This window comes from Burkholderia sp. Bp9140, from assembly GCF_003853425.1.
Classification (GTDB): Bacteria; Pseudomonadota; Gammaproteobacteria; order Burkholderiales; family Burkholderiaceae; genus Burkholderia.
In genome coordinates, this window is record NZ_QTPQ01000029.1 from 96,973 (window position 1) to 113,838 (window position 16,866).

Genomic DNA, 16,866 nt, shown 5'->3' on the forward strand with positions numbered 1-16,866 from the left:
GCCGCCGATCCGAGGACGATCCGGCGCCGCGGCACGTCTCCCGACCTCAAGGCCGCGAAAACACCATCACCCGCCCCGACACCCGCTGCAGCTTCAGCCACCCGGTATCGGCCGTAAACCGAAGCTGCTGCAACGGAAAATCGAATCCCGCCTTCTGCGCGGCGCTGACCACCGCGTCGGCGATCCAGCGGATCAGTTCCTTGCCCTCGTCGGTGGTCTGGTGACCGTTCTGGACGCCATAGAAATAGCGGTTGCCGGCGTTGACCTCGTTCTGCAGCTGCATCCAGTGTCCCGGCAGGCCCGGCAGCGTTCTGAACAGATCGGCCACGCGCTGCGTCGTCAGGCCGCGCGCCCACAGTGCGCCGTTCACCGCGGGCCGCGCCAGGTTGTGGCGATCTGCATCCTGCGCCTGTCCCTTGATATCACCTTTCAGAATATCGGGTTTCGTCATCGCACTGTCCTCGTGAGAGCCCGGCATGGGGCCGGTTGAATGAAAAAAGCCGCCGAACGTCGGGCAGCGCGCGCTGCTTGCACGATACTGAAAATCTCGAAATTGAGCGCCTGTCAGGTATATCAGGCCGCGCCCGGCAACATCGCACGCAAGAATCAGCCTCGTCCGATAGGCGCCGCGCCAACCGGTCGATATGCTTCCCGGGTGCGGTGCCGGTGAAGTGCCCTGTTCAAGTTCGGAGTGAGCCGGTCATCATGCTTCGCCGGCGCCGCACCCCTCCCTTGCGATCCGGCTTCGGCGTGGGCGTTCGGTGGTGGCCGGTGGGCGCGGCCACGACAGAGAAAGACGATGTTGAAACAACACGCTGCCATATGCGAACGCCGAGCGCCTGCTCCGAAGCTGGATCCTCCCCGCCATTCCCGCCTGCGTGACCACCCATTATTCAAGAAATCGCGACACGCCTCGATATAATTTCTCGAATATATCGATTAACAGGCACTCGAATTATCGCCATTAAATCGGACTGTTTCAGTTTTCGATTTTCTGAACAATTCCCATTCCAGGCCGAATATTTTTTCATTTATTTTTCGCCATGCTGGCCGAGCCGTGTTTAAAACAGCAAACGTTTGCGCGACACGGTGAAGCGCCCTATCCATCGATCTCCAGGAGGAAAGCATGGCCGACTATCAAACGTCCTCGAATCGCGCCGGCGAGTTTTCGATCCCGCCGAACACCGACTTCCGCGCGATTTTCTTCGCGAATGCCGCCGAGCAGCAGCATATCAAGCTGTTTATCGGCGACAGCAAGGAACCCGCCGCTTATCACAAGCTGACCACGCGCGACGGCCCGCGCGAAGCGACGCTGAATTCGGGTAACGGCAAGCTCCGCTTCGAAGTGACGGTGAACGGCAAGACGTCGGCCACCGACGCGCGCCTCGCGCCGGTCAACGGCAAGAAATCGGACGGCTCGCCGTTCACGGTCAACTTCGGGATCGTCGTGTCGGAAGACGGTCACGACAGCGACTTCAACGACGGCATCGTCGTGCTGCAGTGGCCGATCGGCTGACCTGACGCACGATCGACGACCGGCCGACGCCGGCCGGCCCAAAGGCGGCAGGCCGGCCGGTGGTTCGCTCCCGTCGAGTGGTACCTCACGCACCATCGCATTCTAAAACCGCGTTACCACCGGAGACTTCCATGCCCCTCCTTTCGGCCTCGATCAACAGCGCGCCCGTTGTCACGTCCGAGACGTACGTCGACATCCCGGGCCTGCATATCGACATAGCCAAGGCAGAGATTCGCGACGGAAAACTGCAGGTCATCCTCAACGTGCCGACGCCGTACGCGACCGGCAACAACTTCCCCGGCATCTATTTCGCGATCGCGACCGACAAGGGCGTCGTCGCGGACGGCTGCTTCACCTATTCGTCGAAGGTGCCCGAAGCCACCGGCCGCATGCCGTTCACGCTCGTCGCGACGATCGACGTCGGCAGCGGCGTCACGTTCGTGAAAGGCCAGTGGAAAAGCGTGCGCGGCAGCGCGATGCATATCGACTCGTACGCAAGCATTTCCGCGATCGGTGAAACGGCCGCGCAATCGTCGTCGCAAGGCGGCGGAACCTGCGAAACCGGTGCGGGCGGCAACACCGGCAGCGGCAACGTCGGCGGCGCCGGCGAACGCGACGGCACGTTCAACCTGCCGCCGAACATCAAGTTCGGCGTCACCGCGCTCACCAACGCGGCGAACGACCAGACGATCGACATCTACATCGACGACAGCCCGAAACCGGCCGCGACGTTCAAGGGCGCCGGCGTGCAGGACCAGAACCTCGGCACGAAGGTGCTCGACTCCGGCAAGGGGCGCGTGCGCGTGATCGTGACGGCGAACGGCAAACCATCGCGGCTCGGCTCGCGGCAGGTCGATCTCTACAAGAAGTCGTACTTCGGGATCGTCGGCTCGGAAGACGGCACCGACGACGACTACAACGACGGCATCGTGTTCCTGAACTGGCCGCTGGGCTGAACCCGGCGATGCGCGGCGCGGCCTGGCGTGCGCGCCGCTGTCGAACCCGCAATGGCGACGGGGCCAACCACGCATTGCGAATCGAATCATCCGAGCAGTCATTTGCAGTCCCACGCTGTGCTCCGCGCGCGACAACGGCGAGATCCACTCACCGGTCGCGCGACGCGAGACCTTTCATCGAGACGAGGACGACATGTCACTACCGTTTACCCATGACGATCTGTACGCACTGCTGCAACTCGCCGGCAACGATGCAACCGCCGTACAGGCGAACGGCGACCAGGCGGTGCTCGACCGGATGCGCCAGTTCATGACCGCGCAGCTCGTGGAAAAGCTGCCGCAGTACGATGTGTTCGTCGACATCGCGACCATCCCGTACAGCTTCGACGTCGGCAGCTGGCAGAACAAGGTGAAGGCCGATGCGGCGGGGCAGGTGGTCGCCTGCACGGTGACGTGGGCCGGCGCACCCGGCGTGCTGCCCGGGGCCGCGGCGAAGTTCGGCGTCGGTGCGGTGGTCAACTACTTCTCGAAAGCGACGCCGCAACCGCAGCCCGCGCAGCCGGATACCACGACGACCGGCGGCGAACGCGACGGCATCTTCAACCTGCCGCCGAACATCGCGTTCGGCGTGACGGCGCTGGTCAATTCGTCCGCGCAGCAGACGATCGAAGTCTACGTCGACGACAACGCGAAGCCGGCCGCAACGTTCCAGGGCGCCGGTACGCAGGACGCGAACCTGAACACGCAGATCGTGAACTCGGGCAAAGGGAAGGTGCGCGTGGTCGTGACGGCGAACGGCAAGCCGTCGAAGATCGGTTCGCGTCAGGTCGACATTTTCAAGAAGACCTATTTCGGGCTCGTCGGGTCGGAGGACGGAACGGATGACGATTACAACGACGGCATCGCGATCCTGAACTGGCCGCTGGGCTGATTGCGTCACGCAGCCTGACACGGTTACGCCGAATCGCCGCACCTGTCGATGTCGCGATTCGGCGTCGGGCCAGCTTTCCCGCACGCGGCCGCATGCGAGGCAATCCATTCTCGCTGACGCAAATTCAGCCGGGTCCGATATGCCCGTGCGCAAGCCGCGACTACGATCGTCGTGCGAGGTGCCGGTCGCGGTTGACAGGAAGCCAAGGGGTCGTTTCGGACATCGAGTGCCGTGCACCATCGCGTCGCCGGTTCAGGCGTGATCGTTCGATGGTGGTCGGTGGGTGCCGCCACCTTTCCTGCATCAACGAGGGCTCCGCACGAGCTCCGCGTGCATCGCGTGCCGATGTCGTCAAACGCTGCCTTATGCGAACATCGAGCGTCCACACCTGAGCCGTCGCCGCCGTCGACACCTGCCGTCCGCATTCTTCGCCGATCTGCGTGGCATGATCGCCCTGAGCGGTCTGCACCGATCGGTCGAGGCGGCTGACGTCCGCTTGATGATCAGCCGTCGTGCGGTGCGCCGGACTGCGACATCGCAAGAGATCGCGTCCCCGTGGCCGCGGCCAACTGCGCGCGCGCGGCATGGGCCACGCGGTTGAACGCCACACGCTGCTCGCCCGTCAGTTTCGCCGCCTTGGCCGCCTGCACCAGTTCGATCGGATCGACGAGGCGGGCATGGCGCCGCACCTCGAAGTGCAGATGCGGACCGGTCGCGGTCCCGGTGCTGCCGACGGCACCGACACGCTGGCCACGCACGACCCGCGCGCCGGTTCGCAGCGCCGGCTCGAATGCCGACAGGTGTGCGTAATATGACGCATAGCCCCCGTCATGACGGATCACCACGTACTTGCCGTAACCGCCCGGTTCGGTGCCGATGAACGACACGACCCCGCGCTCCGACGCATGAACCGCACGGCCCGTCGGCGCGGCGAGATCCACGCCGGAATGTACATGACGCGCGCCGGTTACCGGATGCACGCGCGCGCCGAATCGCGAGCTGATCCGCGTTGTGTTGACTGGCATCGCGAACCGCGCGCCGGCGAGGGGCACGCCGTCGAGATCGTAGTAGGCGCCCGACGATCCCGCGTCCGCGGCGAACCACACCGCCGCGACGCGCTGGCCGCGAAAGCGGATATCGAGCGCCGTCACGCGCACGCCGCCCGGCAGGGTTGCGCTGTCGTCCGGTTCGAACGCCACGCGGAAAGTGTCGCCGAGCGCGCCATGCTGCGTCACATCGAGCCGCCCGGCCGTCATGCGCGTGACCTGCGCAGCGACGCCGGCCGGCAGATCGGCACGCGCGAGCGACGCGCGCAGGCTGCCGGTGATCGCGCCGACACGCGTGCCGCTCTCCTGCTCCACAAGCACGAACGGCTCGGCAGACGCCAGATCGGCATGACGCGGCTCGAATGCAGGCCGCATGCCGATTGCCGGAAGCGGCGATGCGAAACCGTAGTCGAAGCGGGCCGCGTAATCGCGCTCGATCGCATCGCGTGCCGCGTCGCAGAGGACGACGTACGGCGCACATGCGCCTGCGCGCACGACGAACATGCCGGAATAGGCGTCCGCACGCACACGGGCCGCCGGCGAAGCCGGCGCGATGCCCGGCACCACCGTCGATGCCAGCAGGCCGCCCCAGATGGTCCGGGCGGAACTGAAGAAGGGCACGTCGACAAGGTCGGCTGCTTGCGCCGTCACGGGCGCGAACGGCGTGGCATCGGAAGACGCCCACGCCACCGCACCCTGCATGCCGGCAAGCCACGCCGCAACAACGACACCGCGCACCAGCGCGCGGCGAAGCGGAAAGCGGATGGCGCCGCATTGCGCGGATCGACCTTGTTCGCGTGCGAGACGTAAACACAGGTCGAACCGCATCGCGTCGTCACTCGCTATCAATGAAAAACGGGAAAAGAACCGGTTGCCGCGGACGAACGATCATCGCGATCCGGTAGCCTGGAAGCGAGTGTATCGGCATGGCAAACATGGCTGAATAGGACCAGTCCTATTTGTTCTTAGACACTCTTAGTACATGAACTAAAGCGCGATTTCATGGCGAAGATGCGTGAGATCCGACCCCGTGCATGCGCGCGAACCGCCGAACGCCGTGTACAGTCGAGGGCTGCCGGCGCGCATGCGCAAGCCTGCCCGACAACGGCGGACGATGCCGCCTGTCGCGCCTTCTGTCTTCAAACCGGAATCCCGTCATGTTTCTCGATCATCTTCATCCGGAACGCTGGACGTTCCTGTGGAACGCGTTGTCCACGCTTTCACTCAGGCTCTGCGCCGGCCTCGCCCTGCTCGTCGCCGGCTGGTGGCTGTCCAAACGCATCGGCAGCTGGCTGAGCCGCCTGCTCGCGAACAAGGAGCGCGTCGACGACACGCTGCGGCCGATCCTCTGCGACGTCGCCGTATGGGGCATCCGCATCGTCGCGATCGTCGGCGCGCTGTCGCAACTCGGCATCGAAACCGCGAGCATCGTCGCGGTGCTCGGCGCGGCCGGCCTCGCGATCGGGCTCGCGCTGCAGGGCACGATGCAGAACATCGCGGCCGGCATCATGCTGTTGCTGCTGCGGCCGTTCAAGGTGGGCGACTACATCGACGGCGGCACGGGCGTCGCGGGGACGGTGGACGAGGTCGGGCTCTTCATGACGCGGCTGACGAAGCCGGACGGCATCTGCGAATACGTGCCGAACAGCGCGCTGTGGGGCAGCTCGATCCGCAACTACACGCGCAATCCGACGCGCCGCCTCGATCTCGAAGTGGAAGTGTCCGTGCACGACGACATCGATCGCGCGCTCGACGCGCTGCGCGCGCTGGCCGAAGCCGACCCCGACGTGCTGAAGGATCCCGCGCCGGACGTGATGGTGATGCGCTTCGACGACAGCACGGCGATCGCGAACATGCGCGTGTGGACGCACACCGACACGTTCTGGGCGATGCGCTGGCGCCTCGCGCGCCAGGTGCGCAAGACGCTCGACGACGCGGACTGCGCGCTGCCGATCCGCACGCGCGAGCTGCACATCGTGCACGATGCCGGACAGCCGCGACAGGCCGAACCTCGTCGCGTACAGGCGTCGTAAACCTTCGGGGCGCACAACCACGCATGCCGCGCGGCACGGCGCGCCCCGCCTGCGTCACATCCTGACGATGTCGAGCAGCGCCTTCTTGCCGCTCTTGTACGTGAACACCGAGATCGCACCGTGCTTCAGGTCGCCCTGCGGCGTGAAGCTCGTTTCGCCGATCACGCCGCGATAGTCGGTGGCCGGCATCGCGGCGAGCACCTTCGCCGGGTCCGTCGAATTCGCGCGCTTCATCGCGTCGACGATGATGTGCACCGCGTCGTACGAGAACGGCGCATACACCTGCATCGGCTGGTGGTAGCGCGCCTCATAGCGCTTCACGAACGCCGCGCCGCCCGGCATCTTCTCGAGCGCGATGCCGGCTTCCGAGCACACGACGTTGTCCGACGCCGGGCCCGCGAGCTTCGGCAGGTCGGTCGAGCACACGCCGTCACCGGCGAGGATCTTCGCGCGCATGCCGAGCTGGCGAGCCTGCTTCGCGAGCGGGCCGCCGGTGGCGTCCATTCCGCCGTACATGATCGCGTCGGGGTTCTCGCCCTTGATCTTCGTGAGGATCGCGCGGAAGTCGATCGCCTTGTCGTTGGTCGCGTCGCGCGAGATCACCTTCATCCCGGCCGATTTCGCGGCCTTCTCGAACTCGGTCGCGAGGCCCTGCCCGTACGCGGTCGAATCGTCGACCACGGCGACCGTCTTGATCCCCATGTGCTTCGCCGCGTACATCGCGAGCGCCGGCCCTTGCTGCGCATCGGTCGCAACGACGCGATAGGTGGTCTTGAAGCCCTGCTGCGTGTACGTCGGGTTGGTCGCGGCCTGCGAGATCTGCACGACGCCGCCGTCGCGATAGACACGCGATGCGGGAATCGACGTGCCCGAGTTGTGATGGCCAACGACGCCGACCACCTTGTCGTCGACGAGCCGCTGCGCGACCTGCGTCGCGGTGCGCGGGTCGCCCGCGTCGTCCTGCGCGTCGAGCTGCAGCGTGATCTTCTTGCCGCCGATCACGAGCCCCTTCGCGTTGATCTCCTCGACCGCGAGCCGCGCGCCGTTCTCGCTGTCCTTGCCGAGATGCGCGATCGCGCCGGTCAGCGGCGCGACGTGCCCGATGCGCACGACCTCGTCAGCGTACGCGGACAGCGCGGACAATGCGCACGCCAGCGCGGCCGCGGTCGCGCATGCCGTCTTGTTCCGATGTCGATTCATGTTCGTCTCCTTCCTTGTCGCTCTTGGTTCGTGATCAGGACCGTCGTTGATTGCAGGCAAAGCGATGCGCTCACGCGCGCCCTTCGAAGCCGAGCAGCACGTTCACCGCGTTGATACCGATTTCGTCGACCATGTAGCCGCCCTCCATCACGAACAGCGTCGGCAGGTCCAGGCGCGCGAGCGCTTCGCCGATCCGCAGGTAGTCGGGCGAGCGCAGCTTGAAATGGCTGATCGGGTCGTGCTCGAACGTGTCGACGCCGAGCGACACGACGAGCAGGTCGGGCGCGTGCTTCGCGATCGCGGCGGTGGCCTGGCCGAGTGCCGCCGAGTAGGTGTCCCACTGCGTGCCCTTCGGCAGCGGCAGGTTCAGGTTGAAGCCCTCGCCCGCGCCGGTGCCGCGCTCGTCGGCATGGCCCGAGAAGTACGGATACGACACCGCCGGCTCGCCGTGCAGCGACGCGAACAGCACGTCCGGACGGTCGTAGAAGATGTCCTGCGTGCCGTTGCCGTGGTGGAAGTCGACGTCGAGCACCGCGACGCGCGCGGCACCGCTCGCGATGCCGTGCTGCGCGGCGATCGCCGCGTTGTTCAGGTAGCAGTAGCCGCCCATGTACTCGCGGCCCGCATGGTGGCCAGGCGGCCGGCACAGCGCGAACGCCGCGCGCGCGCCGCCGTTCGACAGCAGCTCGGCGCCGGTGAGCGCCGAGTTCGCGCTCGCGCTCACCGCGCCCCACGTGCCCGCGTTGATCGGCGCGCCGGCATCCATCGAGAAGAAGCCGAGCTTGCCGTCGATGAAGTCGGGCAGCGTGGCGGCCGACGGCATCGCGCGCACCGGCCACACGAGCGGCAGCGCCTGGCAGGTGCGGCCGGTCGCGGTCCATTCGTCCCATGCGCCGGCGAGGAAGTCGACGTAGCGCGCGCTGTGCGCGCCGGCATAGCACGCGCGATCGAACGCACGCGGCGCGATCACGTCGCCGAGGCCGGCCGCGCGGACCTGCGCAAGCACCGTTTCGGCACGAAGGGGATTCTCGAACGAATCGGTGATCGCGCCGTCCTTCAGTTCGACGCCGCGATGCAGATGGTGATCGCTGCTGTAGACCGTGAGCATGGTTGACCGTTGCCGTGAAGGCTGTGAGGGGTGGCAACAGTCTATTGACGCCGGCCGGCAATAGCTTTGCTTTTCACCTCTTCGTTTCGTACAATTTTGAGAAAACCGTCTACGGAGACCCGGGAATGAGCAAAAATCGCGCTTCGGTGGAACTGGACGGCGTCGACCGCGCGATGCTCCGCCTGCTGCAGGAAGACGGCGCGCTGTCCAACGCGACGCTCGGCGAACGGCTGTCGCTGAGCGTCACGCCGTGCTGGCGGCGGCGCAAGCGGCTCGAGGACGAAGGCGTGATCACCGGCTACCAGGCGAACCTGGACCGCCGCGCGCTCGGGATGAACGTGTTCGCGTTCGTGCAGGTCACGTTCAACATGCATTCGGACCAGGATTCGGATCACTTCGAGGACGTGATGCGGCGTCACGACGAAGTGACGTCGTGTCACAAGATCACCGGCGCGGCCGACTACATCCTGCAGGTCGTCGCCACCGATCTCGACGCGTATGCGGAATTCGTCGAGCGCGTGCTGAGAAAGCAGGCCGGTGTGTCGTCGATCCAGTCGAGCCTCGCGCTGCGCGAGGTCAAATTCTCGTCGCGCGTGCCGGTGCCGGATGCGTGATCGTTCATGCACCCACGCACGGGCATCCGCTGTCGACCTTCATCCCATGGAGCGCTACCGCATGAAACATTTCATTCCTTCCGCGTCGCTTGCCGCCACGATCGCCTTCGCGTTTGCATTGGGCGCGTGCGCGACGCAACCACCTTACCCGCTCCCGCCCAATGTCGCCGGGCAGGACACGCAGGGCGCACAGACCGCCCAGGCCGCGCCGCCGATGGTCGGCGGCGATCGCGATGCGCATGGCTGCATCGGCTCGGCCGGCTACGCATGGTGCGAGCGGACACAGCAATGCGAGCGTCCGTGGGAACTCGCGAAGGCGCATGGCTTCGCGAATTCGCCGCAGGGGTACGAGCAGTTCTGCCGGAACGGCGGAGCGAAGTGAAGTGACATGACCGGGCCGCGGTGCAACGCCGCGGCTCGATGAAGTGCAAGCGCGATGGGCGACATGCGTTCCTCCACACGGTTGCAGATCGACGCCTTCGATATTCACAACGCGCACTGTTCCGTATCCCGTCGGAGGCATCACGCTCATCGTGCGAACCCACTCGGGATTTGCTCGTCACTCGGCGTCGGTCACAACATCGCAGCGCACCGGCGTAGCGGTTTAGATCGAGCAGTCGTCTCTTGGCCGACTCGACCTTCGGCGCCTCCGCACCTGCAACGTTTCGACAGGCAATTTCGTAATGGCAAAGCCCCCCAGAAGCAACGCCGAATAGACGATCAATTCGCGGGATACCGGCACGCTCTCGTACCACGCGCCGATCAGCACGGCGAACACCGGGAAGATGATGAACACGAACGACAGGATCACCGGGCTCAGGCGCTTAAGCAGGAAGAAGTACACAATGAACCCACCGACCGATGCCGCAAGTCCGAGGTAAAGCAACGCGCCCCAGGAACGTGACGAGATCTGCGCGAGGTCGGGATGCTCCACGATCAAGCCGGCAAGAAAGAGCCCAGTGCCTGCGATTCCGATAGGCAACGTATTGAAGGTGATCACACTGAGCGCACTGCCTCGTTGCTTGGTTTTCACATAGCAAAGCGCATGCATGATGGCTGCGACGAGGATAGCGACAACGCCGAGCAACTCCGCGTAGTCAAGATGCAGTCCTTGTGAACGAATGATCATCGCCAGACTTCCAAAACCAATAGCGATGCCTACCACTTGCGAAATAAAAATCCTCTCTCGCAGAAATGCAGCCGAGAAAATCAGGATGAACACCGGCATGCTGCTGAACAACAGTGCCGTCAGCCCCGATGACACATGGATTTCGCCATAATTGAGCAGATAGTATGGCAGTCCGAAATAACATAACGTGACGAAGACAAAGAAGCCGAACTGATGACGGGGAAAGCGGATCGGCTCTCGTCGAACGAGTGCGAACAGCACGAACAACGGGAATGCAATCAGGAAGCGCAGCCCCGCAGCCGTCAGCGGCGGCACGCTCTCGACCGCAATTTTGATACCCAGCCAGGTCGTACCCCAACTCAGGCAGACGATCAGGAAAAGCAGTGCCGTCACCATACCGGCCAGTTTGCCTCGTGCCGAATGCTCTTTTTGAACCGCCATTGACATGGTATCAATACGCCATTCCGAATATATTACCGAGATAATAGCCTTGCAAATTCCATACAAAGCACTGAAATCACAGGGTAAATCTGGTGAATATGACTGTCAAAGCAAATATTGACACCATGTCAATTGTCGAAAATGCGCTGGACAAAGGGCGAGGCCCCAAGTACTTGCGCCTTGCACATGCGCTGCAAAGCGCCATTCAATCCGGCGTGATCGCACAAGGCACCAAGCTGCCACCTCATCGTGTCTTCGCCGACGAATTGGCCATCACGCCAGGCACCGTCAGTCGGGCCTACGCCGAGTTGGAGCGACTCGGGCTGGTGGCTGCCCGGGTGGGGGACGGCACCTACGTGCATTCGCGTCAACAAGAGCGAGCGCGCGACACCGGGTTCCGCAATTTTGTCGACGCACCGGCGTTGTGCCACGACATGAGCCGCAATATGCATATTCCCGGACAGGAGGCCGCGTTGTTGGCTCGCGATCTCGCGCAACTGTCGCAGTCACCTCACGCCCTGCAGGAGCTGATGCTCTACACGCCCGACGCAGGATTACCCCATCATCGGCAAGCCGGGGCACGTTGGATTGCACACGGCGAATTTGCGCCGTCCGCAGATCAAGTGCTTTGTGTCAACGGTAGCCAGCATGGTTTGCTCTGCGCGTTAATGGCCTTGGTACGCCCGGGCGACACGCTCGTCACCGAACAGCTCACCTATCCGGGCCTCGTGGGTCTGGCTCGATTCCTCGGTATCAAGCTGCTCGATGTCGCGATGGACAATGAAGGATTAATGCCCGAGTCGCTCGACGAGATCTGCCGGGCCAACCGGGTGACCGCCGTGTACTGCACGCCAACGATCCAGAACCCAACGACAGCAGTCATGTCTCCCAAGCGCCGGCAGGTGATCGCGTCGATCTGTCGCGAACACAATCTCGTGGTCATCGAGGATGAAACGCACGGCGTCTTGATGGAGGACCGACCGCTACCGATCAGCTATTTCGCGCCGGAGCGCGGTGTTCTCATCAGCAGCCTGAGCAAAGCCGTGGCGGCCGGCCTGCGCGCCGGGTTTCTCCATGTGCCAGCTCCATTGGTAAGCCGTCAGGGGGCGGCCATTCGCGCCAGTTCGTGGATGGCCGCGCCACTGGGCCTCGAGATCGCCAGTCGCTGGATCGAAGACGGCACGGCACGCGCGTTACTGCATCAACAGATCACGGAAATCGAACGACGCAAGACGTTGGTCTCCGACTGCCTCGCAGGATTGAACTATCGGACGCACGATCGCAGCCCACACTTTTGGATCGAAGTACCCGCTCCCTGGCGGTCAGCGGAGGTCGAGCATCAGTTGCGACAACGCAATCACCTCATCAGCGTTGCAGAGGCCTTCAGCGTCGGCCGTGGCGTGGTACCGCACTTCGTGCGCGCAAGCGTCAGCAACGCGTCAGGAGGCGAGGCAATGCTGTTAGAGGGATTCGAACGCCTCGGCGATCTCCTGCGCGCGGGGATGCAATCGTCACATACCCCGCTGTAGGCCATGCATGCGGAATGCCTATCCATTTCGCGCCCGGTATTTCGCAGACGCATCATGCATCAACGTGGGCGCCGCAACCTGCCGGGCGACATCGGTCAGTCGCCGAAGTAGCTCCGTTGCTGCGTCATCGGCACCCCGCGCCGCGACACTTCACTTTTCTCCCGGTTCTCCCACGCCTCCCACGATATTCCGGAAACCCGGACACGCAAAAAACCCCACGAAAACAAGGATATTCTGCGCGTGCGACACGTTAGCCGAGTTCGGTTATATTACGCGCCCCTTGCCATCCCGCCCCCGCAAAATGCGTTGCACGCGGCCTCTTGCGACGCAGCGCGAAGCGCCGTCCGGCGAGGCCTGCAGCAAGGGCCTGCGCGCCCGTCGCTCGATCGCGACGCAGGCGATTGCACGAGCGCATGAAGCCGATCCGAAGGTGTCCTTCTCAACGGTTTCGCGTGCGCAAATGCAACGGCGGGCGCGGTCGATCCGAAATTCCGGATTCGCGGTCCGGATTTCCGGATTCGCGAGCCGGTTGCGAATCCGCATCCACCGGGCGGCATGGCAAACCGATGCATCCAAGTTGAAAAGGGATCTGCTGTGATCAAAACGTTACGGGTAATACTGTCGGCGCTCGCGCTGTGCGTCGCTGCGTCGTCCGCGCATGCCGCCGATACGAAGAAGGTCGACGTCCTGCTGGTGGGCGGCGGCATCATGAGCTCGACGCTCGGCGTCTGGCTGCACGAGCTCCAGCCCGACTGGTCGATGACGATGGTCGAGCGCCTCGACGGCGTCGCGCTCGAAAGCTCGAACGGCTGGAACAACGCCGGCACCGGCCACTCGGCGCTCGCGGAGCTGAACTACACGCCGGAGAAGGCCGACGGCAAGATCGACATCTCGAAGGCGATCGAGATCAACGAGTCGTTCCAGATCTCCCGCCAGTTCTGGGCCTGGCAGGTCCGCCAGGGCGTGCTGAAGAACCCGCACGCGTTCATCAACTCGACGCCGCACATGAGCTTCGTGTGGGGCGACGACAACGTCCGCTTCCTGAAGAAGCGCCATGACGCGCTGCAGGCGAGCCCGTTGTTCCGCGGGATGCAGTATTCGGAAGACTACGACCAGATCAAGCAGTGGGTGCCGCTGATGATGGAAGGCCGCGACCGCTCGCAGAAGGTCGCCGCCACCTGGACGCCGATCGGCACCGACGTGAACTTCGGCGAGATCACGCGCCAGTTCGTCGGCTACCTGAAGACGCAGCCGAACTTCACGCTGTCGCTGTCGAGCGAAGTGCGCGAGATCTCGCGCAACGCGGACGGCACGTGGCACGTGTCGTGGGTCAAGCTGCACTCGGATGAACCGCCGCAGGCCGTCGACGCGAAGTTCGTGTTCATCGGCGCGGGCGGCGGTGCGCTGCACCTGCTGCAGGCGTCGGGCATCCCCGAGGCGAAGGACTACGGCGCGTTCCCGGTCGGCGGCTCGTTCCTCGTGACGGAGAACCCCGAGGTCGTGAAGCGCCACCTCGCGAAGGCGTACGGCAAGGCGTCGGTCGGCTCGCCGCCGATGTCGGTGCCGCACCTCGACACGCGGATCATCGACGGCAAGAAGATCATCCTGTTCGGGCCGTTCGCGACGTTCTCGACCAAGTTCCTGAAGAACGGCTCGTACTTCGACCTCGCGAAGAGCACCAACCTGCATAACGTCGCGCCGATGATGCGCGTGGGCGTCGACGAATTCCCGCTGGTCCAGTACCTCGCCGGCCAGCTGATGCTGACCGACGACGACCGCTTCAACGCGCTGAAGGAATATTTCCCGGACGCGAAGAAGGAAGACTGGCGCCTGTGGCAGGCCGGCCAGCGCGTGCAGATCATCAAGCGCGACCCGAAGAAGGGCGGCGTGCTGAAGCTCGGCACCGAGATCGTCAGTTCGCAGGACGGCAGCATCGCGGGCCTGCTCGGCGCATCGCCGGGCGCATCGACGGCCGCGCCGATCATGCTGAGCCTGATGCAGAAGGTGTTCAAGGACAAGGTCGCGACGCCCGAATGGCAGCAGAAGATCCGCCAGATCGTGCCGAGCTACGGCACGAAGCTGAACGACAGCCCTGCGAAGGTCGTCGAGGAATGGACCTACACGAGCGACGTGCTGCAGTTGTCGCCGCCGCCGAAGATCGACCTGACGACGCCGTCGCAGGCGACGGGCTCCGCCCCGGCGAGCCCCGCGAAGGCAGCGGCCGACATGGCGCTGTAACGCGTCCGGCCCCGTTTTTCCGCACCGCACGGCCGCCCTCCGGGGCGGCCGTTTTTCATGGCGGACGGGGCAGCACCGCGCGCATCGACCGGCGGCGCGCTCGCCGGTGGTCCTCGCCGGTCGTCCTCGCCGGTCGTCCTCGCCGGTCGTCCACTGCCGGGCTACCCACTGCCGATATCCCACCGCCGATAGCCCGCTACCGATCGTCCGCTGCCGGCCACCCGCATCCGCTAGAATTGCGGGCACGCGCGACGCTGTCGCCCCCGATCCACCATCCGCATCGACGCGGTCCACGCGACCGCCGGTGCGGCCCGCGCCCGAGCCGCGCGAGCGCCGCACACCGTTGCCGCGCCCGCCGGGCGCGCCACCAACCGAATTCAGCTGGAGAAAAACCGTGTTTACCTGCCGAAACCAGAGCTGCGGCACGCAGTGGGAGCAGTCCGACGTCGTCATCAAGGACGAGGGCCAGGGGCTGCTGTTCCGCTGCCCGCTGTGCGGCGCGCGCAACTATCTCGAACGCTTCGAGGCCGAAGACGGCACGATCGTCTACGAGCAGATGGCAGGCCGTCCTTACCTCGGAGACCTGGAATGACCCAGCCGACCGCCACGCCCTTCAGCGCGCTATCGCTGACGCCCGCCGTGCTTGCGAACCTCGCGCAGCTCGGCTACGTCGACATGACGCCGATCCAGGCCGCGAGCCTGCCGATCGCACTGGCCGGCCACGACCTGATCGCGCAGGCGAAGACGGGCAGCGGCAAGACCGCCGCGTTCTCGCTCGCGCTGCTGGCGCGCCTCGATACCCGCAGCTTCGACGTGCAGGCGATGATCCTGTGCCCGACGCGCGAACTCGCCGACCAGGTCGCTCAGGAAGTGCGCCGCCTCGCGCGCGCCGAGGAAAACGTGAAGGTGCTGACGCTGTGCGGCGGCACGCCGATGCGCCCGCAGGCGCAGAGCCTCGAGCACGGCGCGCATATCGTCGTCGGCACGCCGGGCCGCATCATGGATCACCTCGACCGCGGCAACCTGAAGCTCGACGCGCTGAACACGCTCGTGCTCGACGAAGCCGACCGGATGCTCGACATGGGCTTCTTCGACGACATCGCGAAAGTCGCGCGGATGTGCCCGACGACGCGCCAGACGCTGCTGTTCTCCGCGACCTATCCGGACGGCATCGCGAAGCTGAGCCAGCAGTTCCTGCGCAACCCGAAGGAAGTAAAGCTCGAGGAGCGCCACGACAACAGCAAGATCCGCCAGCGCTTCTACGAAGTGACGGAAACCGAGAGGCTGCACGCGGTCGGCCAGTTGCTGAACCACTACCGGCCGGTGAGCACGATCGCGTTCTGCAACACCAAGCAGCAATGCCGCGACCTGCTCGACGTGCTGCACGCGCAGGGCTTCCACGCGCTCGCGCTGCACGGCGAACTCGAACAGCGCGAGCGCGACCAGGTGCTGATCCAGTTCGCGAACCGCAGCTGCTCGGTGCTGGTCGCGACCGACGTCGCCGCGCGCGGGCTCGACATCGCGCAGCTCGAGGCGGTGATCAACGTCGACGTGACGCCCGACCCCGAAGTGCACGTGCACCGCATCGGCCGCACCGGCCGCGCGGACCAGGAAGGCTGGGCGCTGAGCCTCGCCAGCATGGACGAGATGGGTCGCGTCGGCGCGATCGAGCAGGCGCAAAAGCGCGACGTCGAATGGCATCCGCTCGCGGAACTGAAGCCGGCCGGCAACGACACGCTGCTGCCGCCGATGGAAACGCTGCAGATCCTCGGCGGGCGCAAGGACAAGATCCGCCCGGGCGACGTGCTCGGCGCGCTGACCGGCGATGCCGGATTCGACGGCAAGCAGGTCGGCAAGATCAACGTGACCGAGTTCTCGACCTATGTCGCGATCGAGCGCGGCGTCGCACGCGACGCGCTGCGCAAGCTCAATGCGGGGAAGATCAAGGGCAAGCGGGTCAAGGTCCGGTTGATGGACGAGGAGTGACCGCAAGCGGCGCGGCTGCCCCCGCCGCCCCGCCGCGCTGCACTAACCGCGCCTAACGCCAGGTCCGGATATCCGCGCGCGGCGGGCTCCCGCGCGCACGCGGCAAAGGGATCGTAATAGCCCGGCCCCCGCCGGTCGA

At 65.0% G+C, this 16,866-nt stretch carries 15 protein-coding genes and 1 pseudogene; 10 read left to right on the forward strand and 6 right to left on the reverse strand.

Annotated elements, in window-relative coordinates; translation table 11 throughout:
• Positions 1-46 precede the first annotated feature (46 nt).
• On the reverse strand, positions 47-451 hold the full coding sequence (locus DIE21_RS23760; RefSeq protein ID WP_124500006.1) for a peptide ABC transporter ATPase: 405 nt from the start codon (positions 449-451) through the stop codon (positions 47-49).
• 675 nt (positions 452-1,126) lie between these two features.
• Between DIE21_RS23760 and DIE21_RS23765 the strand changes: the two genes are divergently transcribed.
• From DIE21_RS23765 to DIE21_RS23775, 3 genes are all read left to right on the forward strand, one after another.
• Positions 1,127-1,516, forward strand: a complete 390-nt coding sequence (locus tag DIE21_RS23765) for a fucose-binding lectin II (RefSeq protein WP_124500007.1) — start codon at positions 1,127-1,129, stop codon at positions 1,514-1,516.
• A 131-nt stretch (positions 1,517-1,647) separates the two neighbouring features.
• Positions 1,648-2,472: a fucose-binding lectin II gene (locus tag DIE21_RS23770; protein ID WP_124500008.1), complete on the forward strand. Its 825-nt coding sequence runs from the start codon at positions 1,648-1,650 to the stop codon at positions 2,470-2,472.
• Between the two features lie 193 nt (positions 2,473-2,665).
• The gene (locus DIE21_RS23775) at positions 2,666-3,403 is read left to right on the forward strand and encodes a fucose-binding lectin II (protein WP_124500009.1); all 738 of its coding nucleotides are present in this window, start codon (positions 2,666-2,668) and stop codon (positions 3,401-3,403) included.
• Positions 3,404-3,906: 503 nt separating this feature from the next.
• On the opposite strand, the gene DIE21_RS23780 is transcribed toward DIE21_RS23775, so the two are convergent.
• On the reverse strand, positions 3,907-5,277 hold the full coding sequence (locus DIE21_RS23780; RefSeq protein WP_124500010.1) for a M23 family metallopeptidase: 1,371 nt from the start codon (positions 5,275-5,277) through the stop codon (positions 3,907-3,909).
• Between the two features lie 329 nt (positions 5,278-5,606).
• Between DIE21_RS23780 and DIE21_RS23785 the strand changes: the two genes are divergently transcribed.
• Complete coding sequence (locus DIE21_RS23785) at positions 5,607-6,482, forward strand: mechanosensitive ion channel family protein (protein ID WP_124500011.1); 876 nt, start codon at positions 5,607-5,609, stop codon at positions 6,480-6,482.
• 54 nt (positions 6,483-6,536) lie between these two features.
• Here DIE21_RS23785 and DIE21_RS23790 read toward each other — a convergent pair whose 3' ends face one another.
• A complete protein-coding gene (locus DIE21_RS23790) occupies positions 6,537-7,682 on the reverse strand; it encodes a branched-chain amino acid ABC transporter substrate-binding protein (protein ID WP_124500012.1) in 1,146 nt (381 codons plus the stop codon).
• Positions 7,683-7,752: 70 nt separating this feature from the next.
• Entirely contained in the window at positions 7,753-8,790 is a 1,038-nt protein-coding gene (locus DIE21_RS23795) for a histone deacetylase family protein (protein WP_124500013.1), read from the reverse strand.
• A gap of 125 nt (positions 8,791-8,915) precedes the next feature.
• Here DIE21_RS23795 and DIE21_RS23800 point away from each other — a divergent pair, with 125 nt between their 5' ends.
• Both DIE21_RS23800 and DIE21_RS23805 read left to right on the forward strand, forming a co-directional pair.
• The gene (locus DIE21_RS23800) at positions 8,916-9,404 is read left to right on the forward strand and encodes an Lrp/AsnC family transcriptional regulator (RefSeq protein ID WP_057926304.1); all 489 of its coding nucleotides are present in this window, start codon (positions 8,916-8,918) and stop codon (positions 9,402-9,404) included.
• A 61-nt stretch (positions 9,405-9,465) separates the two neighbouring features.
• Positions 9,466-9,786, forward strand: a complete 321-nt coding sequence (locus DIE21_RS23805; RefSeq protein WP_124500014.1) for a hypothetical protein — start codon at positions 9,466-9,468, stop codon at positions 9,784-9,786.
• Between the two features lie 48 nt (positions 9,787-9,834).
• Here the strand turns inward: DIE21_RS23805 and DIE21_RS23810 are convergent.
• Together DIE21_RS23810 and DIE21_RS23815 are read right to left on the reverse strand one after the other, a co-directional pair.
• Positions 9,835-10,005 (reverse strand): annotated as a pseudogene (locus DIE21_RS23810) (alanyl-tRNA editing protein); the annotation flags it as partial.
• A gap of 3 nt (positions 10,006-10,008) precedes the next feature.
• Entirely contained in the window at positions 10,009-10,980 is a 972-nt protein-coding gene (locus DIE21_RS23815; RefSeq protein ID WP_221622396.1) for a DMT family transporter, read from the reverse strand.
• A 119-nt stretch (positions 10,981-11,099) separates the two neighbouring features.
• On the opposite strand from DIE21_RS23815, the gene DIE21_RS23820 reads away from it, so the two are divergent.
• The 4 genes from DIE21_RS23820 (at position 11,100) to dbpA (ending at position 16,727) form a co-directional block, all read left to right on the forward strand.
• Positions 11,100-12,503, forward strand: a complete 1,404-nt coding sequence (locus tag DIE21_RS23820; RefSeq protein ID WP_311767464.1) for a PLP-dependent aminotransferase family protein — start codon at positions 11,100-11,102, stop codon at positions 12,501-12,503.
• 555 nt (positions 12,504-13,058) lie between these two features.
• The gene (mqo, locus tag DIE21_RS23825) at positions 13,059-14,741 is read left to right on the forward strand and encodes a malate dehydrogenase (quinone) (protein WP_185642831.1); all 1,683 of its coding nucleotides are present in this window, start codon (positions 13,059-13,061) and stop codon (positions 14,739-14,741) included.
• A 394-nt stretch (positions 14,742-15,135) separates the two neighbouring features.
• On the forward strand, positions 15,136-15,333 hold the full coding sequence (locus tag DIE21_RS23830; RefSeq protein WP_124500016.1) for a hypothetical protein: 198 nt from the start codon (positions 15,136-15,138) through the stop codon (positions 15,331-15,333).
• Positions 15,330-16,727 (forward strand): ATP-dependent RNA helicase DbpA, encoded by a 1,398-nt coding sequence (gene dbpA / locus DIE21_RS23835; protein WP_124500017.1) that lies wholly within the window; start codon positions 15,330-15,332, stop codon positions 16,725-16,727. The genes DIE21_RS23830 and dbpA overlap by 4 nt, the downstream gene beginning before the upstream one ends.
• Positions 16,728-16,866: the final 139 nt, after the last annotated feature.